This is a genomic window from Streptomyces sp. 147326 (assembly GCF_045000215.1).
Lineage (GTDB): Bacteria > Actinomycetota > Actinomycetes > Streptomycetales > Streptomycetaceae > Streptomyces.
Window position 1 is genome coordinate 8,467,334 of record NZ_CP134201.1, and the last position, 25,866, is coordinate 8,493,199.

Genomic DNA, 25,866 nt, shown 5'->3' on the forward strand with positions numbered 1-25,866 from the left:
TATGATCATATCGATTGACCTCAAGCATGGTTGAGGCGGCACGATCAGACCCATGAACATCGAACAGGCGGCCAGAGCCGCTTCCATCAAGGCGATCGAAGAGGTCGTCGCCACGGTCGAGCGTACGCAGCGGGCCAAGGATGCCGAGGGCTTCCTGGCCCTGTTCCATCCGGATGCGCTGTGGACGACGGCGCACGGGAAGGTCCTCATCGGGTTCGAGGAGATCGCCGCGTTCACGCGGGCCGTGCTGCCGGCGGCGAGCTGGGACGGGCAGGTCACCTATGAGGTGGTCCACATCCAGTTCCTGCGGCCGGACGTCGCGGCGGTGAAGGTACGCCAGGTCTACAGCGGGGCCGGCGAGGCCAGTGAGGGCGCGCCGCTGTACGTGATGACCCGGGAGGCGGATGGGGAACGCTGGCTCCTGACCGCCTGCCAGAACACCCAGGTGGTGGCGAACCCGGTCTGAGTCGTTCCGCCGGGGCCGTGCCTCAGGAACGTGTGCGCTCCTCCCGTCGGCGGATCAGCTCCTCGACCGCGCTCGGGAGGGTCGCCTCGAAGTCGATCAGCTTCGCCCACGTCGGGGTCACGACGATCCGGACCATGCCGTCGTAGAGCGAGCGGACCTCGGCCTCCCATGCGACCCGCTGCTCCGGTGTCATCGTGTACGTGCTGTTCGCCTGGAGGAACTCGTCAGGGATGCCCTCGACGACGTCCAGCTCGACCCGACCCCGGATGAGCAGGATCTTCGGCGGATGCACCTCGGTGTCGATCGTCAGGGCGACCGCCGGGTTGTGGCGCAGGGCCGGCAGCTTCGGGGCGTTCTTCGGTGTGCACATCACGATCTCCGAGCCGTTCCACGCGAAGGCGATCGGAACGGCTCGGGGCGTGCCGTCCTTGGCGACGTAGGCAAGTCGGGTCAGATCGCGGGCCAGGAGTTCCCGGCTGATCGGATGGTTGAGGATCTCGCTGATCTCGTTCGGCTGCACGGTCGGACCCGCCTTCCAGTGATCGTCGGCCACCGCCACCCAGACCGGGACGTCCCAGGAGTCTTCACTGGATACGGGGTGGGAGCGGCAAAGGTATCCCCTGGATGAGTCACTCTGTCACGTGACCGGCCGGTGCGTGCCGAAATGTCACTGGGGGCAGCGGTGCTGTGGTCGACGTCGACGCGGCGGCAACCGACGCGTCCCGTGTGGCTGCACCGAGGGCCTGGTGCGCGCCCGTCCAGCGCACCCGCGGCGCCGACTGGCCTTCCCCACGTTCCGCGACCGCGGTGAAGTGCTTAGCCCCCTGGGGGTCCGCATTCAGCTCACCGCCAGTGGAGCTCCTCCACCCATGACCGCACATGGACAATCGGCAAGACCGACGGCCGTGGTGCCGCCCCGTACGGGCGGCACCACGGCCGTGTTGTCGGCGGCGGGCTACAGCACGCCGAGCTTCTCCTCGATGTACTTCACCACGCCCGTCACGCCCAGGAAGGTGATGCCGGACGAGCCGACGGCGACGAGCGAGTTCGCCTCCAGGTGGCGGGTGATGATGAAGGCGAGGAGCGCGCCGACGGCCCCGCACAGAATGGCGATCACGAGCGCCATCACCTTCTCGGTTCGGGAAGGTCCGCCCGTCTCGCTGAGCGCTGTCGCGCCCTGCGTCGTCGCCGGAGCTGCGGGGCCCTGCGTGTGGGTGGGGGTCGGCGGGGTGACTGGCTGGTTGGCCATGGGCGGTGAACCGTCCTTCTCTGCCCGGCCTCTCCCGTGGGAGAGGGGCGGCCGCCCGCGGTGGCGGCCTGAGACCAGAGAACGAGACCGCCGCCGGGTTCTCCAAGCGATCGGATGCGCAAAAAAAATCTTGGAGAAATCGGGATCTTCATGACGCCGTTCAGTGCATTCATGCAGGTGGGAGCGATGTCTGAACGATACTGAACAAGATCGACATCCTGGTGTATGCGGCACTGAATGGGAGAACCCCTCCGGTAGGGGATGCTTGGGGTTCGGCCAAGTCGCAAAGGAGCGACGCACCTTGGGAACATGGCGCGAACTGCTGGGCGCAGCCCAGCGCTGGGACCAGTACCGGGCGGCACTGAACGCCCTACGGAACAGCGGCAACACGACGAGCTTCGCGGTTCTGGCGCGTGAGAGCGAGGCGATAGCCGCCGCCCGTCCCGGGCTGGAGTTCTTCTCATCGGGAACCTTCCACGGCCTCGTCGACGCCGCGGTGAACAAGCAGCCGAAGTGGAGCCAGGTCGAGTCCTTCGTGCGGGTGTGCGCGAAGGCGAAGGGCGCCTCGGACGCCGAGGAGCTGGTGCGGCTGTGGGCCGACGGCTACCGCAGGTGTGGAGGCGACCCGGGTGACCACCTCGCGCCCGCGCCCGTCGAGCCCGAGGACGTGGCGGGGGAGACGGCCGAGGACATGGCAGCCGAGGACATGGCGGTCGAGGACACGGCCGGGGCGGACCCCATGGGGCAGACGGCCGAGCGCGAAGAGGGGGCGGGGGCGGAGGCGGGGGCGGGGGCGGGCAGACGCAAGCGCTTCCTCGCCGTAGCCGCAGCGCTTGTTGGCGTGGCCGCCATCGGAGGCGGGGTCCTGGTCCTTCAGGGCTTCGGCGATTCGAAGGACGACGGGAAGTCTGCCGGGGCGCTCCCGCACGTCAGCACGCCGGCACCGTCCGCGCCGAGCGCGCCAGGCACATCTGCCTCCCCGCAGGCGACCGCGGGGGTCGGTGCGGTCGCGGGCGGCACGGACACGGCCGCGAGTCCCGGCCCCGGCGGGGACGCCGAGCACGGCACGGCCGGTGCGACGGGAGGCGGAGGCAACACCACACCCGCACCCCGGACTTCGATGATCTCGTCGCCGGGTCCGAAGCCGTCCGTCGTGGATCCGCCCGCCGACTCGAAGCCCAGCCGGTACGTCTCGCGCATCGCCTGGTCCAACAACGGCGGATCGACCGTCGTGCAGGTCTATGCCGACTACACCGACAGCGACCGCGGCCGGAGTTCGGCCACAGGACACGGTTATGACATCGGCCAGGACATCGTCGTGCTGTGCCAGGTCGTCGGGCGCGCCGTCCGGCTGGGCGACTACCACGGCCCGGCCGAGCGCAACGGCCTGTGGTATCGCATGTCGACCAGCGAATACATCCCCGCCATCTACGTCGACACCGGCCACCCCTCCCTTCCCCCCTGCTGACCCCCGCTCCCGCACTGCTCCACCCCGAAGGGAACGCTGCCCATGACATCCGCTGCCCGGCCCGCTTCGCACGAGAAGCCCCGCCGCCCGGCCCTGCGCGCCGCGGCGGTGACCGCGATCGCGGCCGTCGCCGCGGGGATCGGCTACCTGGCCGCCGGTAACGACCCGGCCCCACCCGGGGACGTCAACGTCGAGATGGCCGGCAAGCCGGGCGGCAACCCTCACCCGGAGGTCACCCGGACCTCCGGCGTGAGCAGGATCAAGTCCGACGGCCCTGGCGATCCCGTCAAGATCCGCCCCTGCCCCGGCCTCGCCCCCTACGGCAGTCACGACTGCCCCGAGTCGTCTGTGGTGTTCGTCCCCGACGGCACCCCGGTGCAGATGTGGTGCTGGACCGACAGCACCGCGCCCGACGGATACCCGGCCGACCGCAAGCGCTGGTTCTACGTCATCCAGGCTCCCGGCAGCCCGAAGCCCGGTGAGGAGGGCTACGTCTACTCCGCCTTCGTCCCCGCCTCCGATCAGATCATCACACCTGTGTGCACGGCCCAGCGCTGGCTGGAGCTCCACCCGCCGTCCCCCGCTCCCCCCGACCCGGACTCGAACCCGGACCAACCAAGGCTGCGCCGCCCGCGCCACCGTCCCCGACTCCGCCGGCGGTCACCCCCACGGCCAAGGCCCCGGAGCCGACGATCACCAAGCCGGCCACGCCCGAGCCGCCGCAACCCGCCAAGCGCACCATCCGCGAGCAGAGCGGCAGCAAAGGCTCTCCCACTTTCCTCGACCCCCACGGAGCCAAGGGCCCCAGCGGCCGGATCCCGGCCCACAGCTGGATCGAGGTCGAGTGCCGGGTGTACGCACCCGAGATCGAAACCGCGAACCCGGACGGCTGGTGGTACAGGATCGCCAGCCATCCGTGGAACGGCCGGTACGCCGTCGCGAACACCTTCATGAACGGAGACACCCCCGGCCAGACCCCGGCGACCAATACGGACTGGTCAGTTCCGGTCTGCTGATCGGCGCCGGGGAAACACGTCGTCAATGCCGGACACCGCCCGCCGGTGGCGGACTCATCGGGGTGTTTCGCTTGCGCCCGTTCGTCCTGTCCGGCCGGCGTGTCCGTCTGGAACCGCTGTCCCTTGAGCACGCTGAGGGGGTGTGGCCCGTAGGCGACGACGAGGTCTTCGCCAAGCTGCCGTACGACCGTCCGCCGACCGTGGACGCGATACGGGAACGGATCCGGGCCGCACTGAGCCGGCCTGACGGTCGCGGCTACAGGTCCGTGCACGGGGCGAGCCACCGGTAGCCGCTGAGGGCTGCGGCGACGGCGGATCCGTGCCGGGGTCAGGGTGTGGGGGCGGGCCAGGGAATGTCGGTGGCCACTGCGGCGGTGTAGTCGACGCCCGGCACGGAGAAGCCGTACAGGCGTTGGACTTCGGCGTGGAACCAGTCGAGGTCGGCGAGGCCGGCGATGGTGTCGGTCGTGGCGGCCTCCCAGCGTTCGGCGACGGCCGCCTGGACGTCTTCAGTGAGCTCCCAGGTGTCCAGGCGGATCCGGCCTTCGTCGTCCAGGGCGAGCGGCGCGGCACCCGTGAGCTGGTCCCACAGGGCGGCGAGCTGATGCACCGGCGGGACCAGTTCCTCTCCAAGGACGCCGCGCAGCAGGCCGGTGTAGAGGGCGATACCGGGGATGGCGGTGGAGGACTGGGTGACCGCGGCGCCGTTGACGGAGGTCACGGCCCGCCCGCCCACCATCTTCCCCAGCCGCTCGTTCAGGGTGCGGGCGGTGGCCTCCAGGTGGGTCTTGGCCTCGCCGATGGTGCCCTGCCGGTAGATCGCCGCTGTCAGCGCCGAGCCGATGTACGACAGCGCGGCGGTGGCGAAGCCCTCGCCGAGCAATCCCCGACCGGCCAGGTGGTCGATCCAGCGTTCCCAGTCCGCACCGCCCATCACGGCCACGGTCTGCTCGACGTCGTCGCCCTCGGCCGGCCCGGTCTCGACCTCGCGCACCTCGGGAACGCCCCGGTCGTCGAAGACAAGGGTCTTGGTGCGGTTCGCCCGGCCGATCGGCTTGAGGACGGAGGCGTACGTGGTGCCGGTGTCCGGGTCGGTGCGCCGGGGGGCCGCCACCGAGTAGATCAGGTAGTCCAGCCTGCCGCCGAAGCGCTGCTCGATGAGGTCGGCGACCTGGTTCTTCATCGTGTCGGAGAACGCGTCGCCGTTGAGGAAGACCAGATCCTGCCCGGTGGTACGGGCGATGTCGGCGGTGGCGGCGGTGCGGTACCACCCGGCCGTAGCGGTGCGCCGTTCGGTGGGGGCCTTCTCGAAGGAGACCATGATGCCGCGGATGCCGGCGCGCTTGAGTCCGGCGACAGTGGCCGCCAGGCCATATCCGGCCGAGGAGCCGATGATCAGAGCCACCGGCCCGGCACCCTCCGGCGCGTCGGCGGAGGCGGGGCACGCCTGCCACATCTCGGCCACCAGCCGCTCGCAGCCGACCGGGTGGGAGTCGAGGAAGAGGAAGCCCCGGTTGCGGGGGATGAGAACACGCTCGCTCACGATTGCAGTCCTTGGGTCGCCTGGTCCGAAGACGCGGCAGCCGGCCGGGCCACCACGTCCTGCAAGTCTGCGACAGGCCGGACACGGACAGTGGCCCCACCCGGGACAATGATCACGAGTCGATCTTGGAGTGTTCCACTACTTCCAGCAGGGCAGGGCGGGGCGAGCAGGCTGGTGAACTCGGGGATCGGCCCTGGGGACCAGCGGAACAGCCGATACGCGGAAATCCAACGGCCGTTCGCCTGCAGTCCGGGCAGGATGTCTTCCTGTGAACCATGTACTGTGCGGCCTCGCCGCCAACGAGGCTCTGCCCTACGAGCTGGTCGGGCGCCTGATCGCGGTCGCGGACGCGGACATCGCCGACGGCCTCGCCGGCCGCGCGGACCTCAGCCGCGAGCAGGCGGTCGACCTGGCCTCGCGGGTCGAGGAGAGCACTGTGCAACTCGTGTAGGAGGGCCGGTTGACCGCTGCCGACATCAACCCCCTCACTCAGCCGCAGGCCGCGCTCGCCCTGCTCGGCGAGCGTGCCGGCGACCCGGAGCGGGCGCGGCTCTTCGCCCGGGACCCCGACGCCGATCGCCGGTCTCCCGGACTTCCGGCCGATGTGAGGGAAACGCTCGCCGCCGACCCGGACGTACAGGTCGTCGCGGAACTCGCGTTGTGGACCACGGCGGACCTGGCGGCCCGTCTGGCGCGCCACCCGCACGCCGAGGTCCGCCGCGCGGTCGCCGGCAACGAGGCGACACCACCGCAGGTCCTGGCCATGCTGATCACCGGCGAGGGGCTGCCACCGGCAGAACGGTGCCTGGTCTGTGACGGTGAGGAGACGCCCTACACGCACGATCCGTACTGTCCGCGGTTCGACTGCGACCTGCGGTCGGGTGCCGCGTGCGCCGGCTCGCACGAGTCCACCCTCCACGAGATGGCGGAGCAGGCACTGTGGAACCCCGCCACACCGGTCGGGGCTCTCCTCGGGTTCGCCGACCACCCCTCGGCGCTGCTGCGCTGCCGACTTGCCGCCCGCCCCGACCTACCGCCGCAGTCAGCGGCGCGGCTCGCCGGTGACCCTGATCCCGGCGTTCGAGCCGAACTCGCGGGGAACCCCGCGATCGACGACGCCCTGATCCGTGTGCTGGCCGCCGACCGTGGCCACGACGTGCAGCGCCGACTGGCGCACAACCCTCGCGTGCCGCTCGACGTCCTTTCCGGTCTGGCCACTTCCACCAAGATCGGCCCGTCCCTGCTGCCGCGGATCGCCGCCGCTTCTCCCTCCGAGATCGAGGACCTTTCCAGGTCTTCGAATCCGGTTGTGCGCATGCTCCTGGCCGAGCGGCGCGATCTGCCGGTCGGGATCCGCGACGTGCTGGCCGACGATCCCGAGGCAAAGGTCGTCAAGTCCATCGCGCGCCACCCCGGCCTCTCGGAAGCTCAGCTGCGCTCCATGGTCGAACGCCACGGAGCCCGGGTCGTCGCCAAGGTAGCGGCCAACCCGGAGACCCCGCCCGCCCTGCTGGAGGACCTGACCAGACACGTACCGCCTGTCCAGAAGGCACTGCGCGAGGTCGCCCGGCACCCCAGCGCGACCGGCCCGGCACTGCTCGCCTGTTTGACGGACAGGCAGACACGTCGGGTGGCTGCCGGGCACCCGGCCCTGCCGCCAGAGGCCATCGTCGAACTCCTCGCCGACCACGACCGGCAAGTGGTGGAACCCGCTGCCGCCAACCCGTCCCTGCCACCAGCCGTCATGGCGCAGCTGGTACCTGAGCCCGACGGGGCATAGGCCCGGCGCAGCGCCACCACCGCCGGCGCCGCTGAGATCGTGCTTGTGGTGGTGCGCACGGCTCCGACGGGAATTTAGAGCATGATGAGAAGGCGCGTCTTCGGCTTGAGCTTTCGGTTCACCGAACGACTCTGCACGTACACCTCCAACTTGGGATTGTGTCCCGCCTTGACGGAGACGGTCCCCTGTATACCCGTGCCGAACAGCAGACTGCGGGCCGCGTTCCCGGTATACGCGCGGTCGGTGTCCTTCTCGACCACGATGACTTCCTTGTCGGGCTGAACCTGAACCCGGGTGCCCAGCTGGTAGTAGCACGACCCGCGTTCGTACGTCACGCCGGGATGCGAATCGACGAAGGCCCGGATTTCGACCTCCGTATCGACCTTCAGGAGCCGGTACTTGTCGGCCGGGACCGGTTCGAGGTTCGCCCGCACATCGTCGACCGATATGTCCTGGCCGACGGTGAAGAGGTTCTTCGTACCGCGCACGCCCTTCTCGCGGCCACGGAGGAAGCTGGTGGCGGCAGCGCGCACGGTGCCTATCGCCTCCTCGACACCCTCCTGCGAATCCGCGTCCCAGATGGCGATGTTTCCGGCCGGGAAACCGTAGTTCTGGGCGGTCCGCTTGGCCAGGGAGTTCGGAACGAGGATCGCGGAAGTCCAGTGACCCGGAAGCGCACCCATCTTCGCCGCGATCCTGTCGAGCCAGGGGCCGAGGATGGTCATGTCCCCGTCGTGCCGCCTGTCGCCGCCGGAGGCGTTCTCCTCGCCGTCCGTCACCACGATCTGGAGGAAGCTGTGCTCCCCGTATTCCTCCCAGATGTGGCCCAGGTCGTCCAGGGACTTCAGAGAGGCTTCGATGAGGGCCGTAGCGCCATTGTTCACCTTGTAAAGACCCCGCATGGACGGCAGATGCTTCACGTCCATGTCCCAGACCAGGTTCTCCACCCTGTGGTCGAAGGAATAGAGACTGATCCGCGTCTCATGACCAAGGCTGTCCGACTCGGCCTTCAGGCCCGCTACGAACTCATCCACGACGCGAATGAGTTGACTCTGGTGCTGATGCATGGAACCCGACGAGTCCACTACCAGCGCGACGTGATTCACCTTGTGCTGGATCTTATTGGCAGACATACTTCCGCTCCCCCTCCGAGGCTCCCCGAGTGATGTCTCCACACTATGGGGAGGCACTGACAATGAAGCGTGACGGACAATCACCCGCCTCCCCCCGCGGCAGACCTCGGGCCGGCGAGGACCTAGGGTCATAGGCATGATCACGATGAATCAGTTCAGTGACGCGTTCCTCCTGGAGGCGGAGCGGCATGCGGCCTGGGGCGCCGTCCAACTGCAGACACTGACCGAGTACATACCCGAAGGGCCCTGGACCGCGGACCTCGAGGCCTGTCTCTACCGGCAGGGCGGTCTCGAGCTGCGGGTCGCCGTGCTGGGCACGTACGACATCCAGGACCAGTCCTGGATGTGGGGCTGGGCCAATCCCGGGCTGCGCGGAACCGAGGTGGTGGCGCTGACCGGTGCGATCGAGCGCTACGGAAGAAGGCACGGGATCACCGAGTTCACCGAGGAGACCCTCGACCTGTCCGGTTTCGAGGATCCCCGGCGGGCGGCGGAGACGCTGGCCTTCGCAGGCATGGGTGTGGCCGAGGCGCCCGGGTACCTGGGCCTCCCGACAGGACCGGACAGCCTGGTCTACTTCGTGCCGGACGACCCGAAGGTTCCGAGGGCCGGCCTCGACACGGTCGCGCTGCCGCGGGAACTCCTGACCGGTGCGGGCCTGATCGGCCGTTCGGCCCGACGGGTGGTCACCGGCTACCTGGAATACCACGGGCTGCCCCTGCGGGAGGACGCCGGCCGGATCCTCGCCGATCTTCCCGGTGGCAGTGCGGCGGAGATCGAGTTCGACCACGCGGACCGCATCGCCGCCGTGCGCCTGACCGCCGTCTGAGAACGCCCCCCCCTCTCCACGACGGCCGTTGACCCGACCGGGTCCGCCCGCGAGGCTCAGGTGTCGCTCTCTCAGTCGTCAGAAAGGCACCTGTCATGGGCGTTGTTCTCCGGGAGTCCGCCGCGCGCGTGCACCGGCCGGTCTTTCGTGCCCCCGAACACCTCAGCTCGATGGACGAGGTGATCGAGCTGGCCGGCACCGCGTTCGAGGGTGGTGTCGTCCCCGAGAAGGTCGAGCACATGATGCGGGCCACCGGCGTGGAGACGAGAGCCTTCATACGTCCGGCGCGGATCCTGTTCGCACGGGGCTCGGGACCCGCCTACTGGGACGAGACCCTCGAACTCCTGGCCGGGCTCGCACGGGGCGCGGCTGCCGCCGCCCTGGACGCCGCCGGGCTGACGGCAGAACAGATCGACGCCCTCATCGTGACGAGCGTGACGGGCTGGAGCATGCCCAACCTGGACGTTCACCTCATCCGCTCGCTGGGACTGCGCCCCACGGTGCGGCGGCTGCCGGTCGCGACGATCGGCTGCGCCGGCGGACTGTACGGCCTGATCCGGGCCCGCGAACAACTGGCCGCGCAACCGGACGCCCGGATCCTCGTCGTGGCCGCCGAGGCGTTCAGCGCCGGTTTCCAGCCCCGCAACACCACCACACCCGCCATGATCTACAAGGCACTGGGCGGCGACGGCGCCGCGGCCACCATCGTGACCGCTGCCGGTGACGCGCGGCCGGGCCCGGCCGTCGAGCTCCACGACCCCCTGGAACTCCTCGTGCCCGACACCGAGGACAACTACCGGCTGACGGTCGACCCCGCCACCGGGCACCTCGGCTTCACCTCCACCGCCGAGGCACCGTACGCGATCCTCAAAGCGGACCCCTACCTCAGCGCCTGGCGCAAGCAGACGATTCCCGACCCCGCGTTCGTCGTGGCCCACCACGGAGGCCCCGCGATCCTCGAACGCACCGCGAGCGTCCTCGGCTGCGACCATCGGCAACTGCGCCACTCGTGGGACTCCCTGCGAAACCAGGGCAACATGACCTCCGTCTCCATTCTCGACGTCCTGGCGCGGACCCTCGACGACCCCGACGGGCCGCGCCCCGGCCAGGAGGGGCTCATGCTCGCCATCGGACCCGGTGTCACCGTCGAGGCGGCGCGCCTGCGGCGAAGCTAATCGGTGACCCCGTGGGACGTCCGGGGGCGGAGGCGGGCGGCGAGGACGGCGACGTCGTCTTCGGCGTGCTGAGCGTCGAGTCCGCCGCAGACCGCGTCCACCACGTCCGAGACTCCCGCTCCGGCGGTCATGCGGAGCGCGGCGAGCCGGGCCAGGGAGGTGTCGATGTCCTCGCCGCGGCGTTCCACCAGGCCGTCCGTGTAGAGAACGATCGTCTGCTCGACGGTGATGGGCAGGGCGACCGCCTCGTATCCGCCGACGCCCGTGCCCAGCGGCGGGCCGACGGGAACCTTCAGCAGCTCGCCCGGGCCGTCGCCGCTGAAGACGGCGGGCGGCAGATGTCCGGCGCTCGCGTACACGGCCGTACCGCGGGCCGGATCGACGCGGACGAGGAGGCAGGTCGCGGGGCGGCGGTTGTCGTCCGCGGCGGACAGCGCGTCCAGCTGGCGAAGGACACGGTGCGGGGCGAGATCCGTGGAGGCGACGTCGCGCAGCAGCGAGCGGTAGGCGTTCATGTCGACGGCGGCTTCCAGTCCGTGGCCCATGACGTCTCCGACCACCAGCAGGGTCCGGCCGAAGTGCAGCCGCACCGTCTCGAACCAGTCGCCGCCGACGAGGGCGCGCGCTCCGGCCGGCAGGTAGCGGCTGGCGACCTCCAGGTTCGGGTGCGGCCGCCCCGGTTCGGCCACCAGGGCGCGCTGGAGATCGAGTGCGATCTTCTCGGTCGCCGCCTGGCGCCGCGCGTGTCCGATGTGCATGCACGCGAGCCGTGCCGCGAAATGCAGCGTCGCCGTCTCGTGGTCGCTGAAGCCGCCGTGTGCCCGGGCCGCGAGGAGTCGCCCGTAGAGCTCGCCCCGGCCGAGCAACGGCACGGAGACGAGGTGCACGGGCCCTTCCGCGCCCCGGCCGGTGTACGCGTGTACGGGATGTCCCTCGTCCAGTGCCCGGACCGCGGGGCTGATCTCGGTGGCGGGGCCGTCCAGGAGATCCGTGGCGCCGGCCGAGGCCACGCGTTCGTTCCGGGCGCCGCGGCCGATCAGTTCCACGGCCGCGGCGTCGCACAGGGTCCGGAACACGAACCCCGCGAGCTCCCGCCAGGTCTCCCGCTCGACGAAGGACGTCCCGACCTGCTCGAGAGCCCTTTCCATCGCGCGCAGGCATGCCTCCAAGCCATCCGATTCCGGCACGACGCCTCCATAACCCCTGGTCCGCCCCAGGGAGCCCGACGAGGAAGGCATTCCATCAGCCCCATCCGTTCCGGTGACGAACGCGGGGCGTGGCCTTGACCCGATCGAGGCCACACCAACCTGTCTGGGGGCGCCGACGCACACCTCGGGCGAAGGACTCCGGCCGGCGTGGCCGGAGCGGCGACGGCAAGCACGGGAGGACGCAAGGACGCAAGGACGCAAGGACGGCGTGGATCCGCGGCGCGATCAGACCGCGTCAGGCGCGGTCCTCCTCGCGACGACGGGGGCGGCCTGCGCCTGCGAACAGCTCCGGCCGGGCCCGGCCGTCGGGGCGCACCGGTCGACGGTGCCATCGGTTTTGGCTGCCCGTGCACGCTGCCGCCGCACGTGGCGGGCGCGCAGGGCGGCGTACAGCGCGGCGGTGGCGACGCCTGCGGCGCACCAGGCGCCGAGGATCACGGCGATCGTGGTGAGGACGGCCACGAGTACTCCTCGGGTGGGAGACGGCGGGGGCAGCGACAGCCGCTGGCGGAGGCACGGGTGAACTCCTCCCGTCGCACCGTGCGTTCCTGCTGTCGCTGTGCGTATGCGCGCCGAGGAATGACGATACATCTGCGAGGGTCACCATGAACCGCCTTCGGGCAACGATCGTGAGCGGCGCCGCCGTTGTCACCGACGACGCCAAGCCCCGGGGAGCATCACCCGGCGGCGCAGTGCCGAGACGAGCCGGGCCGTGGGGTGCTCACCGTGAAGGACAAGTACCCCACGGGCGTGCACTTCACGCTGGCGGGCCCCGACGGCCGGAGTGAGGGAGGGGCGAAGCGGACTGTCACAGCGCCTCATCGGCGGCTCTGTCCATGAAGGTTTCCAGCGCCGCCAGTTGCTGGTGCACCGCCGCCTCTCCTCCGGAGTCTTGGCGGGATCGAGGCTCACGCTCAGCAGTTGGGTGGCCTGCTGCACGAGGCACGCATCGCGTCCCGCACCGCCGAGGCCGTGTCAGCAGCACTGCCAGGTGAAAAGGGCCTCCTCGAAGCGGCCATCCGCCAGGTCGGCGGGGCGGATCAGCCAGTACAGGGTGCCTACGTCGCCCCACATCATGTCCGCCGCGCAGTCGGTGTCGATCTGCGCGAGAAGCACCCATGTGGCGGCCTCGTCGTTCAGCCGGGGGTCCTGCCAGGAGGCGCCGGAGCCGAGCAGGGCGTGGGCGATCTCCCGTTCCACCGCCCCCTGCACGGGCACGGCATGGCCGCCGAGCCGGTGCCCGGAGCCGCTGGGATCGGGGTCGAGGGCTCTGAGGGCGTCGAAGAAGGGTTTGGCGTTCACCGGGTGGCGCCTCCAGTCGCGGGAGTCGACGGCCTCGCCGAAGGCCGCTCGCACGCTCGGGGCGTCGGACGCCGGTACGGTCAGCCCGGCCTGCGCGGTGAGCGGAACCTCGGGATACGGAGGCAGCCCGGCCGGGGCGGGGCGCGGGCGGGTGGTGGTGCCGGCGGGGACGTGCACGACCCGGGCGCCCGGTCGGCTCTCGGGGTCCTCGGGATGGACGAGGGGGTCGTCGCCGTCGAGGCGGCCGTCGAAGAGGAAGAAGAGGAGGGTGCCGGAGACGGGCAGGGCGAGGCCGGCGTCGCCGGCCGCCGCGAGGGCCGCGCAGTCGAGGGACGCGATGTGCGAGAGGGGGCCGTTGCCCTCCCACACCGGCCACGGAGTGTCGGCGGGCAGCTCCGGCAGCCCGCCGAGACGCCCCGCCGCCGCTCCGTCACCGGCGTGCGCCAGGCGCAGGCCCGGGGCGAGCATGCCGATCCATCGCGCGGCGTCGTCGGGGGAGAGAAGGCGGTGGGCGAGGTCGTGCAGGGCCTCGGCGGGAGCGTGCGTCATGGGTCGATCATGCATGCCGGAACTGACAGCGAACGCGGCGGCCCGGCGCTGCGCCGGCACCGGGCGCGGTTCCACCGGACCCGCGCACCCGTTAACGCGGCGCAGCGCCCGCCGCCCGTCAGCAGGTGCGCCCGGCGTACGAGGCGTTGCTCACCTTGCTGCGCGATCCGAGCCACGTCTTTCCGGGGCCCACGCACTTCTCGTAATTGGGCCCGAACACCTCGACGTCGATGATGACCCGGGAACCGTCGTTCGTGCAGTGGTTGTAGAACGAATCGGAGCCGGTGGCGAAGTACCCGCACGGATCGGCGGTGGCCGGCGTGGCGGTGACCAGCCCGCCCGCGAGCATCAGGCCGGCGGACAGCAGGGCGGTGGCGAGGCGACGAATATGCACAGGAACTCCTCGTAAGCCGGGTACTGACAACATTGCGATCACCCTAGGCACCACCCACCTGGCCGAATCGATTCTCTGGTGCGTCGACACACCGGCCGGGTCGAATCGGGAGGCAGTGGGATTCCGCCTGCGTCCACTCGGCGGTAGGCGCGACGGCGAATCGGAGCCAAGGGGGCGTCGGCGTGGAACGATCTCCGCATGACAGAGAGCTCGAGCCCGTACATCGCCTCGCCGCGGGTCACGGTGGGGGCGGTGCAGCCCGGTGATCCGCCCTTCCGGATCGTGGCGATCGACGGGGAGATGGTCCGTATGGCGGAGTCCATGACCGATGTGATCCTGGCAGCGGCGGCCGAGGGGATCACCATCCACGACCTCGACGATCCGGACGCGGTCCGTTGGGTGGGCGGCGGCAAGTTCACCTGGCGCCTGCACTAGGTGTTCCGCCCCCGCCGGGTGCCGGTTCAGGTGGCGCGTCCATAACGGACCTCTGTGCTCCAGATCCGCTCCAGACGTACGAAGGTACCGGGGCGTGGAGCATGCCAGATCCTGTCCTGGCCCGCGTAGATGCCGACGTGGGCCATGGTCGCGCCGCGGGGGAAGAAGACCAGGTCGCCGGTCGCGCGATCGGACTTGGGGATGTGGCGGGTGTGCGCGTACTGCTGCTCGGCAGTGCGTGGAAGACGTTTGCCGGCCTTCTTGAAGGCGTAGAGGGTCAGCCCTGAGCAGTCGAAGCGTCTGGGCCCGATGGCGCCGTAGGCATACGGCGAGCCCTGTTTGGAGGCCGCCACCTCGAGGGCTCTGACGCCGTACGGTGCGGCCGCGTTGGCCGGGTCCGCGTGACCGGTCAGTGCGCCGGCCGTGAGGAGCAGTATGAAGAAGACGGAACGCGCTCTGGGGCAACAGCTCGTGAGGAGAAAGCCCTTGGGGGCCTTTCGGAAGTCGGTCCTGGAAGAGGACATCGTGACACCTCCGCAATCGGTTGGCAGTCGGCAGTTCAGATCAGTGGTGGTTCCGTTCTCGGTGGCATGTGTCGTGGCTTGGTTCTGACGGCGGACCAGTTTTCTCCGACGCGGCGCGGCCAACGGCATCGGACACGGCGTGATTTGTCCCGAATTTCCATTCGATTCGAGATAATAGTTATGCCTGACTTGCTCGCATTCGCGTCTGACCGTCGGGAATGGACGTGTGGAGGCCGGTGATGAACCCGGCCAAATCCGTTTGATATCCGGGGCTTTCGGAACTCCATTGCTGCCGCCGATGTGCTGAACCGTGCCGCCGCGAGGCATTGCGACGCCGCCGAGCGGGCACCCAGGACGGGTGACCCCGACCGACCTGATCCCGGCGCCGCCGCCCCGCGCCGCCGCCCGCCGGGCCCTGCTCGCCGGTTCGGCCGGCAACCTCGTCGAGTGGTACGAGTTCGGCGTCTACGGCTGCTTCGCCACCGTCATCGCGGCCAACTTCTTCACCCCGCACGCGGGCGCAGGGGCGGGGGGCGGGAGCGGTGCCGAGGCGCTGATCGCCACGTACGCCTCGTTCGCACTCGCCTTCTTCTTCCGCCCTGTCGGCGCCCTGCTCTTCGGGCGCCTCGGCGACCGTCTCGGCCGCCGTCCCACCCTCGTCCTCGTCATCGGCCTCATGACGCTCGCCACCACCCTGATCGGGCTCCTCCCCACCCGGGACGCCATCGGCGCGGCGGCCCCCTGGCTCCTGACGCTCCTGCGCGTACTCCAAGGGCTTTCCGCGGGCGGCGAGTTCGGCGGCGCCGTGTCCCTGATGACGGAGTACGCGCCCCCGGGCCGGCGCGGTCTCTACGGCGCGTGGCAGTCCTTCACCGTCGCCCTCGGCCTGCTGGCCGGCGCGGCAACGGCCGCTGCTCTGGCGGTGGTGCTGCCCGCCCAGGCCCTGTACGCGTGGGGGTGGCGGATCCCGTTCCTGCTGGCCCTGCCGCTCGGGATGGTCGCGCTGTGGCTGCGTACGGCGCTGGAGGAGCCGCCGGGGCCGCCGCCGGCCAAGGCCGGGTCAGGGACCCGCGGCGGCGAAGTGCCGCCCGGCGGCGGGGTGCAGGCCCGTACCGTCGTACTCGGCATCGGGCGGATCATGGGCTGGTCGGCGGCCGGGTACGCGTTCCTCGTCGTTCTGCCGTCCCACCTCCAGTCCGCGCTGGGAGCCTCCTTCCGGGACGCCCTGCTGGCCACCACGCTCGTCACCCTCGGGTTCGCCGCCTCGATCCTGCCCGCAGGGCTCCTCAGCGACCGGTTCGGGCGGCGCCCGGTCATGCTCGGCGGCGCGCTCGGGATCGCCGTACTCGCCCACCCCCTCCTGCGCCTCCTCCAGTCCCCTGGAACGTCCCCGCAGACGCGGGTGGTCGCCGTGCTGGCCGCGGGCGCGCTCGTCGGCCTGCTGGCCGGACCGGGGCCGGCCATGCTGGCCGAGATGTTCCCGCGGCGCGTGCGCTGCACCGGGCTCGGGCTGGCCTACTCCCTGGCCAACGCGGTGTTCTCCGGCTGCGCCGGACTCGTCATCACCGCATTGACCGCCAGGACCGGAGACGCCGCCATCCCCGCCCACTACGCCGCCGGCGCCTGCGCCATCAGCTCACTCGCGCTGCTGACCCTGCGCGGGAACGACCACCGGGAGCCCCTGCGATGAGAGTGGTCGGACTGATGTCGGGGACCTCGTACGACGCCATCGACGCCGCGGCCTGCGACCTCGAAGTCGGTTCCGGGGACGGCGCGTTGCACCTCACTCCGCTCGGTATGGTGAGCGAGCCGTACCCGGACGGCCTGCGGAACGCGCTCGCGGCGGCCTTGCCTCCCTCGACCACCACGCTCGCCGACGTGTGCCGCCTCGACACGCACATCGGGCAGGCCTTCGGACGGCTCGCCGTCCGGGCCGACCGTGAACTGTGCGACGGGCAAGCCGTGTTGATCGCCTCCCACGGCCAGACCGTCTACCACTGGGCGGCGGACGGCCGGGTCCACGGCACCCTCCAGCTCGGCGAGCCGGCCTGGATCGCCGAGGCCACCGGCCGCCCCGTCGTCTCCGGCTTCCGGCCGCGGGACGTCGCCGCCGGCGGGCAGGGCGCGCCCCTGGTGAGCCTGATCGACCTGATGCTCCTGCGCGGCCGGCCAGGTGTGCCCGCCGCCCTGAACATCGGAGGCATCTCCAACGTCACCGTGGTGCCGCGCGGCGGCGACCCGGTCGCGTTCGACACCGGTCCGGGCAACGCGCTGATCGACGCCGCGGTGCGCGAACTGAGCGGCGGGCGGCTCGCGTACGACGCGGACGGCGCGCTCGCGGCGGCCGGACAGGTGCACCCGGCACTGCTGGAACGGCTGCTCGCGGAGCCGTACTACCGGCTGCCCGCGCCGCGGACCACGGGCAAGGAACTGTTCCACGAGGGCTATCTGCGCTCCCGAATGACGGGGTTCGGCCCGCTCCGGCCGCAGGACCTGGTCGCCACGCTCACGCGCCTCACCGCCCGGACCGTCGCCGACGCGCTGCGGCCGCTGGGAGCCACCGAGGTCTTCGCGTCGGGCGGCGGTGTACGCAACCCGACGCTGACGGGCATGCTCCGCGCCGAGCTGGGCGGCACGGCGGCGCTGCGCACGTCGGAGGAGCTCGGGCTGCCGGCCGCGGCGAAAGAGGCGTACGCGTTCGCGGTGCTCGGATACCTCACCCTGCACGGCCTCCCCGGCAACGCTCCCGGGTGCACCGGAGCCGCCGGCCCCCGCGTCCTCGGTTCGATCACCCCCGGCAGCCGCCCGCTCCGGCTGCCCGCGGAGCCGGCCCCTGCACCGCGCTCCCTGTCCGTACGGGCCCCTGTGCAGCGCTGATGCCGCGGGGCCCGTCCATCAGCCGCCGACGGTGATCACGTCCAGGCATGGTGTTAACGTGCGGGCATGCGCGCTCCCATCGGGCCCTTCCACAACGCGGTGCCCGCTCCCCACTGCCTCGCGGACCTCGTCCCGCCCGTCGCCGAAGCGGTCGGAGGCTGGACCGGGGACGTCCCGGCCGAGCAGATCCTGTACGTGGACACCGACCCGGCCATCGCCGACACCGGCGCCTTCGTCGCGCACTACGGGCAGGAGCTGCTCGGTCAGTCGGCGAACTGCGTGGTGGTCGCCGCCAAGCGGGGCGGCGCGACCACCCTCGCGGTCTGTCTCGTACGCTCCGCAGGCCGGGTCGACGTGAACGGCGCCGTCCGGCGTCACCTGGGCGCGCGCAAGGTGTCCTTCGCGCCGATGGAGACGGCCGTGGAGCTGACGGGCATGGAGTACGGCGGCATCACCCCGCTGGGCCTGCCGGACGACTGGCCGCTCCTGGTGGACCCGGTGGTCGCCGACATGCCGTACGTGCTCGTCGGCAGCGGACGCCGTCGCGGCAAGCTCATCGCGCCCGGGAAACTGTTCGCGGAACTCCCCGGCGCCGAGCTCATCGAGGGCCTCGCACTCTGACGTTCCTCGCTCCTGCGGCACCGCACGGAGCGGCACGTTGAACGGTCGTACGGCCCGGCGCCCTGGGGTGCCGGGCCGTACGCGGTTCAGTGGCTCCGGTCCGGGCGCAGCTCGATGTGGTCCGGGGCCAGGTCGACCGCCAGGCGGTGCTCCATGCCCAGGGCCTCCAGGAACTTCGGGGGGAGCTGGACGCGTCCGGACCGGTCCAGGACGACGTACTCGCGTTCGCTGATCGATTCCTCGCCGTGCTCGTCGGTGACCAGGCGGCGCAGGACCTCGCTGCTGGTGCGGCCGTCGCGGATCGCCACGGTGCGGCGGACCTCGCCCGCCACCATGGGGTCGTGCGTCACGATGACCACCGTCACGCCGAGCTCCTTGTTCACCGTACGGAAGGTCTCGAAGACCGCCGCGGCCGTCTCCGAGTCCAGCTCGCCCGTGGGTTCGTCGGCCAGCAGCACCCTGGGGTCGTTGGCCATCGCCACGGCTATCGCGACGCGCTGCTGCTGCCCGCCGGACAGTTCCGCCGGGCGCCGGTGCGCCAACTCGCCGATCCCGAGGGCGTCCAGGATCTCCGCGACCCGGGCGGCCCGGCGTGCGCCCGCGCCCCGCCGGGCGCCGCCACCCCTCAACTGCATCGGCAGGGAGACGTTCTGCGCGGCCGTCAGGAAGGGCAGCAGGTTGCGGGCCGTCTGCTGGAAGACGAAGCCGACCGCTTCGCGCCGGTAGCGCAACCGGTCCCGCGCCGACAGTTCCAGCAGGTCGTAGCCGGCGACCGCCGCGCTGCCCGCCGTCGGGACGTCCAGGCCCGCCAGGATGTTCAGGAGGGTGGACTTGCCGCTGCCCGAGGCGCCCACGAGAGCCACCAGGTCGCCCTGGGCGACGGTCAGCTCCAGCCCCTGGAGGGCCTGTACCTCGATGCCGTCCGCGCTGAAGATCCGGACCAGACGGTCGCAGGCGATCGCGGCGTCCGTCGCCGGGGTGCGCGGCTCCGCGGCGGCCGTCGCCCGGCGGCGCAGCTCCTCGTACGTCGGCTGGTCGGTGTTCAACGCTGGTCTCCCGCTCTCAACTCGGTGGTGATCTGCCGTCGCCCGGATGTCGCCGCCTCGACGAGCACGGCCGCGGCGACCAGGGCGGCCAGGCCCAGGGCCTGGGTCAGTACGGGACCCGCCGTGAGCCGTACACCGGTCGGCACGCTCGCTCCGACCAGCGTGGACAGGTCCATCGCCGGGCCCAGCAACGCCACCGCGGCGGCCGCCACCAGGGCCCCGCCCAGCGTCGCGGCCAGGGTCTGCGGAAGGGTCTCGGCGAGGATCAGCGCCACGCCCTGGCGGCGGCGCAGCCCCATGGTGCGCAGCCGGGCCAGCAGCGCCGCCCGCTCGGGGACGGTCCGCATCAGGGTGAGCAGTACGGCCAGCAGCGCGAAGCCGGCCGCTCCGGCCACGGAGGCCCAGAAGAGGCGCTGGGCCGACCGCTGCAGCGGATCGGCGCCCAGCTCGGCGACGGCCTCCGCGCTGGTGCGCACGGGATACACCTCGTCGACGGGGTGTATCCCGGAGGCCGGATCCTGGCCCGCGGCGGGTGCCGGCGCCGGAGCCCGGTCCTGGTCCGCCGAAGACGCCGGCGGGAGAGCGGACCGGACCAGCGCGCGCAGCCGGTCGCCGTCGACGGGACCCAGGCCCAGCCACTGGTTGGGGCGGTCGGAGCCGATGAGGGCCGTCGCCGGGCCCGCCGGCAGGACGACGGTCGCGGCGTCCCGGGCGGGGCGGGCCGGGGTGCAGTCGATCACGCCGACGACCTGTGCCTTCAGCTCTCCGCCGTTGCCGGGCCGCACCGTGAACGTGCCCGGGCCCGCCAGCCGTGCCAGCCCGGCGCTGAACAGCGCGGGCACGGGCGCATCGGCGGACTGCGCGCCGCCCGCGGCCAGCAGGGCGGGGTCGAAGGAGCCGCAGCCGAGGACGCGCGACAGCTCCGCGTACGCGGCCGGTTCGGCGACGATCACGGAGGTCTGGGTGGAGCGCAGGGTCATACCGAGGATCGAGGAGTCGTGGTCGGTCCACAGCGGCACGGAGGTGCGTACGCCCGGCAGTTCGCCGGCGGCCTTCGCGAGTCCGTCCGGGAGCGGTGCCTTCCCGAACGCGGAGATCGCCGCGTCTCCGCCGACCGCCAGCCGGGCGACCCCGAGCCGGTTCGCGTCCACCGAGTCCAGGACGACGGCCCCGAACCCCCCGGTGGTGATGGCGAGGAGCAGTGCCACCATCGGCAGGACGGAGGGGCCGGTCCGGCCACGGGCGTTGGTCCCGCCCGCCCCCGGGCCACGGGCGGCCCGCGCCAGCCCGAGGAAGCCGACCAGCCCGGAGCCGCGGCCGGCCACCCGGGCGAGCCACCCGGTCACCACCGGCTGGAGCCGGGCCAGCAGCAGCCCGCCGCACAGCGCGAGCAGCAGCGGAGCCGCGATCAGCAGCGGATCGGGGTCGCTGCCGGCCGGGGCGACCCCGCGGCGGCGGACCTCCAGTACGGCGGCGGCCGTGGCGATGACGACGAGCAGCTCGGCCACGGGCCGTCGCCACCGCCCGGCCGGTCGCGGCGGGGTCAGCAGTACGGCCGCCCGTACGGGGAAGGCCAGCAGCGCGAGCAGGGCGACGACCGCGGCCGAGAGCAGCGCGGGGGCGAGCCGGGGTGTGGGCAGCAGGAGTACGGCGAGCGCGGTGGCGGCCGCGGCGGCCGGCAGCACCGTGACGGCGCCCTCTCCGAGGAGCCGGCCGACGATGCCCGCGCGCGAGCCGCCCCGGGCCAGCAGCAGCCGCAGTTCGGCGTCGCGGCGGTCCGCGGCGAGCGCGCCGGCCAGGCACAGGACGACGAAGGCGACCCCGCCGACACCGGCGGGTCCGATCAGGGCGAGCGGCGCCGCGGCCTGCCGGCGGTCGTGGGCCTGCTTGAACAGTTCGGGCAGCCACGAGGTGGTCCGTATCCGCTCGCGGCGGGTCTCGACGGCGATGGCCGCGGCGGTGGGACCGGCCGTGTATGAGGCGATCTCCTCCTTCGTGGCGTCCAGCCGGTCGGCCCGCAGCCGGCCGACTTCCACCGGGAGGCGCCAGAAGTCCTCGGCGTCGTGGCCCCAGAGGTCCATCCGGTTGAGATCGCCGGCCCCGATCAGGGCGTCGGCCTCCCACAAGTAGCTCTCCCCGACGAACTTCTTGCAGGCGCGCGGGAGGCAGTCCAGGTTCACCCAGAGGGCCTCGGTCTCGTCCGTGACCGAGTAGAGGCCCACGACCTCCACGGACGGCGTGCCGTCGATCAGGGGCGCGCTCTCGAGGACGGACCCGACGCGGGCGCCGATGGTGTCGGCGGCCTTCCGTGACAGGGCGACCTGGAGCGGCGGCTCGTACGCGGCGGCTCCGGCGGGCCGGGGGGCGTCGCTCGGCCAGCGCCCCTCCACCAGCTTCACGTGCTCCTGCGCCTGCTTGATGTACAGCAGGGACATCTTGGGCGGGAGGCGGTGCGGGCGGGACAGTTCCGGATTCAGCAGCGGCTGCCGCTTGGTGGTCCGCGTGCCGTGGACCACCGCGTCCGGGTCGATGCGGAAGGTAGCTCCGGTATGGGACAGGAGGCTCTTGAGCGTCCCGTCCAGAGCTTCGGCGCTCTGCCCGGACATCGGAGCCGGCGCGGTCACGTGCAGGCTGGTGTTGGTCTGCCCGCTGCGTTCCAGGAAGGACCTCAGGGCCTGGTCGGCGCCCCGGTCCTGGGCCCGGGGCAGCGCGGCGGCCAGCAGGACGGCGACGAACGCGAGCGCGGCGGCGAGCAGGGTGCCCAGGGGGGCCGCCCGCAACCGGGTCCTGACCCAGGGCGCGGGCCGCGGCCCGGACCGCAGGGCAGCGGCGGACGGCGGGGTGGCTTCCGACGGCGGCGCGGCGGACGGCGGGGTGGTCACATCTCCTCCACGGGACGCAGCCGGGCGGCGATGTCGCGGCCCCGGGGGCCGCTGAGCACGGCCGACAGCAGGGGAACGGCGGCGATGGCGGCGGCCGTCAGCAGGGTCTGCCAGAACGGCAGGTCCACCCGTACGGGCGGGAACGGCCGCCCGGCGGCGGGTGTCAGCACGACCAGGGGCGCCATCAGATGGACGAGGGCGACACCCAGCCCGGTCCCGACCGCGGCCCCGATGACGATCAGTGCTCCGCCCTCGGCGGCGGACGCCAGGGCCAGCGACCGGCGCGGGGTGCCGAGCGCGAGCAGGACCGAGAACTCCCGGCCGCGCACGCGCCGTTCGGCGGCGGTGGACGTGGCGAAGCCGATGGCCGCCAGGACCGCGCACGCGACGGCGAGGGCTGCCAGCGCGCTCTGCGGGCCGGCGCTCAGCGGGTCCTCCAGCAGGTGCGCGGTGATTTCCTCGCGCAGCTGGACGCGTTCGGTCCTGGACCCTTCGCGCAGCTTGTCCGCCGCGCGGGCCGGGACCGGATCTGCGGTCGAGGCGGCGGGCAGCCACCACTCGGTGGGCGGGGCCGGCTGCTGCCCGGCGGACTCCACCTGGAACCGGCCGAGCGTGCGCAGGTCGACGGCGATCCCCGACCGGCCGACCACCGGGAGGGCGTCCACGGCGGCGGTGACCCGCATCGGGACCGCCGCGCCGTCGAGCGTGACGGGGACGGTCGAGCCCACGGAGGCGCCTATGGACCGCAGGTAGCCGGTGGTGGCGACCGCCGGGACCGCGGCGGCGGCAGGGGCGGTGGGCGCCGGGAACAGCATGACGCCGACACCCTTCTCGGTGCCGGCCCCGCCCCAGTACCGCACCTGCAGGTGATCCGTGGAACCGGCCGGAACCGGGGAGAGCGCGGGGGCCCGCACGGTGCGGGGTCCCTGCGGGGGTGCGGACCGCCAGCCGTCCGCGGCCGCGGGTCCGGGTGCGGCGACCGCCGTCGCACCGCCGTCCGCGGTGTCGGAGACGCCGATCCGGTGCAGGGTCAGTTCGCTGCCGTCGCCCGCGGGGCCTTCGTCCCCGGCGTACGAGAGGCGTATCCCCGCCAGGGTCAGCGGAACCGCCGCCGAACCGATCGGGGCACCGGTCAGGGTGTCCAGGGGGAAGGTGAGAGTGGCGTCGCCGCTGGTGGGCAGCGTGACCGAGGGCGTGCTGTGGGTCGCTCCGAACCGGTCGAGCAGGAGCAGGCTCACGGCCGCCCAACTCGTACCGGCGGACCGTACCGTCACGCCGAGCTCGATCCGCCTGGGGGTGCCGGGCAGGGACACACCGGGAGCCTGCCCGGGGGCGGCTGCCGCGGAGCCGGCGGCCGCGGACCCGGTCGGGGCGTCGGGGCCGTCCGCGGCGAGCGGGCCGAACAGCTCCCGCATCCCGTGGCCGCCGCGCAGGTCCGCGCGCAGCGGTACGCCTTCGCCCACCTTGGCGGCGTCCACCGCGATGACGTCGGCCGTGCCCCCGCCGGGCAGCGGATGAGCCCGGCGGACCACCGGAATCAGGCGGTCCGCGCCCGGCAGTGCCCCGTAGCGTCCGCCCTGCCCCATCGGGGCCATGCTGCTCCCGGATATCCGCAGGCCGCCCGCGGTCGCGAAGTCGGCCTGGTCGCGCTGGGACTCGGACCAGGCGGTGTGCTGGCCGAGGGCCAGGATCCCGCTGGAGACGGCGAGGACGAGCAGCAGCACGGGCCCGGTGGCCCGGCCGGGCCGTCGGGCGAGCTGCCAGCCGAACAGGGCCGGGCCCAGACTCCGGCCGCGCGCCGCCAGCCGTCCGCCGGCCCGCGCCGCGAACGGCAGCAGCCGCAGGACCAGCAGCGTGCCCCCGCACAGGGCCAGGGTCGGGGCGGCGACCAGGACCGGGTCGATGCCGAGCCCGCCGGCGGGGGAGTCGGGGACGAGGGCGGCCGTGCCCCCGTACTGCGACAGCTGCTGGTAGCCGAGGACGGCGAGGACCAGCACGGCCAGGTCCAGCCCGGAGCGGGCGGCGCCCGTCACCAGGGCCTGCCTGCTGCCGGCGCGGCGCAGCACGGCGGCCGAGGCGCCGCGCAGGACGGACGGCAGGGTGGTCAGCAGGACACAGGCCAGGGCGCAGCCGGCCGCGACCGGCCAGACCAGCCAGGTGTCCGGGATCTCCAGGTGGACCCGCCCGAGCGGTCCGAACCGGCCGAACAGGCGCAGCAGGGGCGGGGTGAGCAGCGGTGCCAGGACGGCCGCGGGCAGGGCGAGCAGCAGCGACTCGGCTGCGCCGAGCGCGCCGAGGCGCCGGCGGGAGGCGCCGCGCGCGGTGAGCAGGACGCGCTCCGGCTCTTGGCGGACCGTCAGGATGTGGGAGACGAGGAGCAGCGCGGCCGTCGACAGGACGGCGAGCTGGAGCGCGCCGACCAGCAGGGTGGACCGGGCGACGAGCAGGCCGGAGTCCAGCTCGGCCAGGAGCTTCGGCAGTTCGGTGGCGGCCCGGAGCGAGGTGGCGCGCTCCAGGGCGGTCCCCGCGGGGTTCGCCGCGGTCCGGACGGCCTCGGCCTCGGAGGTGCGGATCGTGCTCAGGTCCGGAGTCAGCAGTGTGAGGCGGTAGTTCTGCAGGAGGCCGCCGGTCGTGAACGCGCTGTCGTCCACCAGGAGCGGGCCGTAGGTGGCGAGCGTGTTGGACTGGATCTCCCGGCCGCCGAGCGGGTCGAGCCGCCAGTACCCGGCGTCCGGGTCGGTGGCCCGGTATACGCCGGTGACCAGCACGGTCAGCGCGGCCCCGTCGAACCGGTCGTCCAGCCGGACCGGTGCGGGCAGTGCGGACTCGGCCAGACCGAGCCGGGCCAGTGCCGCGCGCGGCACGGCCACCTGCATCGGCGCCGCCGGGGTGCCGGCCCCGGCGGCGACGGGCCCGGGCCACTCGCCGGCGAGCAGTTTTACGTGCTCCCGGGCCAGGGCGGCGAGCAGGGTCAGGTCGGCGTCTCGGCCCGAAGAGGCAGTACCGGGAAGCCCGTACGAGCGGCTGCGGGCCACGCTCTCGGCGGTGACCGGAAGCCGCCCGAACACCTCGTCCGCGTAGGCCCGGACGGACTCGTCGTCCTTGGCGCGGGAGGAGGCCGGATGGCCGCTGGTGACCACGACGGTGGTCCGGGCCTGTTCCGAGCCGGTCAGGGCTTGCCGCAGTCCCTCTTCCTCCACACCACGGGTGAATGCCGTCAGCGCGGTCAGAGCGGTTGCGGTGATCAGTACGGTGAGCAGTACGGCGACGGCGAGCGGCCATCGCCCGCGCAGCCGGCGCACGACGAAGCCGAGCACGTGTTGAGTTCCCTCCCCCGTCCGGACCTTCGGTACCGGATAGCGGACGATG

General features: G+C 72.4%; 22 protein-coding genes and 1 pseudogene. 11 read left to right on the forward strand and 12 right to left on the reverse strand.

Going from position 1 to position 25,866, the window contains the following annotated elements; translation table 11 throughout:
* Positions 1 to 52: 52 nt before the first annotated feature.
* A complete protein-coding gene (locus tag RIU97_RS39185; protein WP_404962229.1) occupies positions 53 to 466 on the forward strand; it encodes an SgcJ/EcaC family oxidoreductase in 414 nt (137 codons plus the stop codon).
* Between the two features lie 22 nt (positions 467 to 488).
* Here RIU97_RS39185 and RIU97_RS39190 read toward each other — a convergent pair whose 3' ends face one another.
* Together RIU97_RS39190 and RIU97_RS39195 are read right to left on the reverse strand one after the other, a co-directional pair.
* Positions 489 to 986, reverse strand: coding sequence for a pyridoxamine 5'-phosphate oxidase family protein (locus RIU97_RS39190; RefSeq protein WP_404962230.1), 498 nt, complete (start codon positions 984 to 986; stop codon positions 489 to 491).
* A 435-nt stretch (positions 987 to 1,421) separates the two neighbouring features.
* Complete coding sequence (locus tag RIU97_RS39195; protein ID WP_404962231.1) at positions 1,422 to 1,715, reverse strand: hypothetical protein; 294 nt, start codon at positions 1,713 to 1,715, stop codon at positions 1,422 to 1,424.
* Positions 1,716 to 2,016: 301 nt separating this feature from the next.
* On the opposite strand from RIU97_RS39195, the gene RIU97_RS39200 reads away from it, so the two are divergent.
* The 3 genes from RIU97_RS39200 (at position 2,017) to RIU97_RS39210 (ending at position 4,489) form a co-directional block, all read left to right on the forward strand.
* Complete coding sequence (locus RIU97_RS39200; protein WP_404962232.1) at positions 2,017 to 3,183, forward strand: hypothetical protein; 1,167 nt, start codon at positions 2,017 to 2,019, stop codon at positions 3,181 to 3,183.
* A 539-nt stretch (positions 3,184 to 3,722) separates the two neighbouring features.
* Positions 3,723 to 4,199: a hypothetical protein gene (locus tag RIU97_RS39205; protein WP_404962233.1), complete on the forward strand. Its 477-nt coding sequence runs from the start codon at positions 3,723 to 3,725 to the stop codon at positions 4,197 to 4,199.
* A 140-nt stretch (positions 4,200 to 4,339) separates the two neighbouring features.
* Positions 4,340 to 4,489 carry a hypothetical protein gene (locus RIU97_RS39210; protein ID WP_404962234.1) on the forward strand — a complete coding sequence of 50 codons (150 nt, stop codon included), beginning with the start codon at positions 4,340 to 4,342 and terminating at the stop codon, positions 4,487 to 4,489.
* A 38-nt stretch (positions 4,490 to 4,527) separates the two neighbouring features.
* Here RIU97_RS39210 and fabV read toward each other — a convergent pair whose 3' ends face one another.
* Positions 4,528 to 5,742, reverse strand: coding sequence for an enoyl-[acyl-carrier-protein] reductase FabV (gene fabV / locus RIU97_RS39215; protein ID WP_404962235.1), 1,215 nt, complete (start codon positions 5,740 to 5,742; stop codon positions 4,528 to 4,530).
* A 268-nt stretch (positions 5,743 to 6,010) separates the two neighbouring features.
* On the opposite strand from fabV, the pseudogene RIU97_RS39220 reads away from it, so the two are divergent.
* Positions 6,011 to 7,522 (forward strand): annotated as a pseudogene (locus RIU97_RS39220) (hypothetical protein).
* Positions 7,523 to 7,596: 74 nt separating this feature from the next.
* On the opposite strand, the gene RIU97_RS39225 reads toward RIU97_RS39220, so the two are convergent.
* On the reverse strand, positions 7,597 to 8,655 hold the full coding sequence (locus RIU97_RS39225; RefSeq protein WP_404962236.1) for a VWA domain-containing protein: 1,059 nt from the start codon (positions 8,653 to 8,655) through the stop codon (positions 7,597 to 7,599).
* 136 nt (positions 8,656 to 8,791) lie between these two features.
* Between RIU97_RS39225 and RIU97_RS39230 the strand changes: the two genes are divergently transcribed.
* Positions 8,792 to 9,484: a DUF6882 domain-containing protein gene (locus RIU97_RS39230; RefSeq protein ID WP_404962237.1), complete on the forward strand. Its 693-nt coding sequence runs from the start codon at positions 8,792 to 8,794 to the stop codon at positions 9,482 to 9,484.
* Between the two features lie 95 nt (positions 9,485 to 9,579).
* Positions 9,580 to 10,659, forward strand: coding sequence for a PhlD (locus RIU97_RS39235; protein WP_404962238.1), 1,080 nt, complete (start codon positions 9,580 to 9,582; stop codon positions 10,657 to 10,659).
* Here RIU97_RS39235 and RIU97_RS39240 read toward each other — a convergent pair.
* The 4 genes from RIU97_RS39240 to RIU97_RS39255 all read right to left on the reverse strand — a co-directional run bounded on the left by RIU97_RS39240 (position 10,656) and on the right by RIU97_RS39255 (position 14,112).
* The gene (locus RIU97_RS39240) at positions 10,656 to 11,846 is read right to left on the reverse strand and encodes a PP2C family protein-serine/threonine phosphatase (protein ID WP_404962239.1); all 1,191 of its coding nucleotides are present in this window, start codon (positions 11,844 to 11,846) and stop codon (positions 10,656 to 10,658) included. The two genes, RIU97_RS39235 and RIU97_RS39240, sit on opposite strands and share 4 nt — an antisense overlap.
* A 246-nt stretch (positions 11,847 to 12,092) precedes the next feature.
* Positions 12,093 to 12,329 (reverse strand): hypothetical protein, encoded by a 237-nt coding sequence (locus tag RIU97_RS39245; protein WP_404962240.1) that lies wholly within the window; start codon positions 12,327 to 12,329, stop codon positions 12,093 to 12,095.
* A 513-nt stretch (positions 12,330 to 12,842) separates the two neighbouring features.
* On the reverse strand, positions 12,843 to 13,718 hold the full coding sequence (locus RIU97_RS39250) for a DUF1963 domain-containing protein (RefSeq protein WP_404962241.1): 876 nt from the start codon (positions 13,716 to 13,718) through the stop codon (positions 12,843 to 12,845).
* 118 nt (positions 13,719 to 13,836) lie between these two features.
* Positions 13,837 to 14,112, reverse strand: coding sequence for a DUF6355 family natural product biosynthesis protein (locus tag RIU97_RS39255; RefSeq protein WP_404962242.1), 276 nt, complete (start codon positions 14,110 to 14,112; stop codon positions 13,837 to 13,839).
* Between the two features lie 198 nt (positions 14,113 to 14,310).
* On the opposite strand from RIU97_RS39255, the gene RIU97_RS39260 reads away from it, so the two are divergent.
* A complete protein-coding gene (locus RIU97_RS39260; RefSeq protein WP_404962243.1) occupies positions 14,311 to 14,547 on the forward strand; it encodes a hypothetical protein in 237 nt (78 codons plus the stop codon).
* 26 nt (positions 14,548 to 14,573) lie between these two features.
* Here RIU97_RS39260 and RIU97_RS39265 read toward each other — a convergent pair whose 3' ends face one another.
* Entirely contained in the window at positions 14,574 to 15,071 is a 498-nt protein-coding gene (locus RIU97_RS39265; protein ID WP_404962244.1) for a C40 family peptidase, read from the reverse strand.
* A gap of 358 nt (positions 15,072 to 15,429) precedes the next feature.
* Between RIU97_RS39265 and RIU97_RS39270 the strand changes: the two genes are divergently transcribed.
* The 3 genes from RIU97_RS39270 to RIU97_RS39280 all read left to right on the forward strand — a co-directional run bounded on the left by RIU97_RS39270 (position 15,430) and on the right by RIU97_RS39280 (position 18,569).
* The gene (locus tag RIU97_RS39270; RefSeq protein ID WP_404962245.1) at positions 15,430 to 16,761 is read left to right on the forward strand and encodes an MFS transporter; all 1,332 of its coding nucleotides are present in this window, start codon (positions 15,430 to 15,432) and stop codon (positions 16,759 to 16,761) included.
* Positions 16,758 to 17,948 carry an anhydro-N-acetylmuramic acid kinase gene (locus RIU97_RS39275; protein WP_404962246.1) on the forward strand — a complete coding sequence of 397 codons (1,191 nt, stop codon included), beginning with the start codon at positions 16,758 to 16,760 and terminating at the stop codon, positions 17,946 to 17,948. Before RIU97_RS39270 ends, RIU97_RS39275 begins: the two co-directional genes overlap by 4 nt.
* A gap of 66 nt (positions 17,949 to 18,014) precedes the next feature.
* On the forward strand, positions 18,015 to 18,569 hold the full coding sequence (locus RIU97_RS39280) for a YbaK/EbsC family protein (protein WP_404962247.1): 555 nt from the start codon (positions 18,015 to 18,017) through the stop codon (positions 18,567 to 18,569).
* Between the two features lie 86 nt (positions 18,570 to 18,655).
* Here RIU97_RS39280 and RIU97_RS39285 read toward each other — a convergent pair whose 3' ends face one another.
* From RIU97_RS39285 to RIU97_RS39295, 3 genes are read right to left on the reverse strand one after another with little or no spacing between them, the layout of a single operon-like run.
* Positions 18,656 to 19,615, reverse strand: coding sequence for an ABC transporter ATP-binding protein (locus RIU97_RS39285; RefSeq protein WP_404962248.1), 960 nt, complete (start codon positions 19,613 to 19,615; stop codon positions 18,656 to 18,658).
* Positions 19,612 to 22,497, reverse strand: coding sequence for a hypothetical protein (locus RIU97_RS39290; RefSeq protein ID WP_404962249.1), 2,886 nt, complete (start codon positions 22,495 to 22,497; stop codon positions 19,612 to 19,614). The genes RIU97_RS39285 and RIU97_RS39290 overlap by 4 nt, the downstream gene beginning before the upstream one ends.
* Complete coding sequence (locus RIU97_RS39295) at positions 22,494 to 25,814, reverse strand: FtsX-like permease family protein (protein WP_404962250.1); 3,321 nt, start codon at positions 25,812 to 25,814, stop codon at positions 22,494 to 22,496. Before RIU97_RS39295 ends, RIU97_RS39290 begins: the two co-directional genes overlap by 4 nt.
* Between the last annotated feature and the right edge of the window lie 52 nt (positions 25,815 to 25,866).